This window comes from Bartonella sp. TT29SHDZB (assembly GCF_042193395.1).
Taxonomy (GTDB): Bacteria; Pseudomonadota; Alphaproteobacteria; order Rhizobiales; family Rhizobiaceae; genus Bartonella.
Window position 1 is genome coordinate 1 of record NZ_JBHILQ010000169.1, and the last position, 551, is coordinate 551.

A 551-nucleotide genomic window follows, 5' to 3' on the forward strand; every position below is an offset into this window, starting at 1 on the left:
TTTTTTTTGCACAGGCCTATAAAAATGGGGAATTAGACGATATTCTAACGCGCAAGAAGCCAAAACAGCGCTCGATAAGTCTCACAGCAGCAATGCGCGTTCTTAAAACACAAGGGTGGTTTTCAACGGAACCTGGAAAAATGTGGTTGATTTTGCCCGACCGCTTTATTCAATTTGATTTTGGTTTTATACGTCTTCATGATAATTACAATGTCCGTATTGAAGCTGAAATATCTAATGAAATGATTTCTGTCGCTTGCAATTGTATTCACTATAGTAAGGAATATTGGTGTGTTTCTCCTAAAAATATTTATAATTCTTTTAATACGATTGGGGGGGGGGTTTTTAGTGGTTTTGGTAAAGGCATTGATATTTGTGTAGAGACATTAGATGAGCAAGAGCTTATCAAAATATCTGAGCGAATAATACAATGGGCACGTGCCCAAGATTTACAAGCATCAATAGAAAGCAAAACACGTGTTCAAAAGTATAGCTACAATATACGTATAGTCTGGCATTTAGCTTGTTTAGCATTGACAGGTCAAATTGAT

At 36.3% G+C, this 551-nt stretch carries 1 protein-coding gene; it reads left to right on the forward strand.

The window, feature by feature from the left end:
- Positions 1–551 (forward strand): DUF6990 domain-containing protein (locus ACFIJJ_RS10140; RefSeq protein ID WP_375646862.1); only part of this gene is annotated, 551 nt, incomplete at both ends.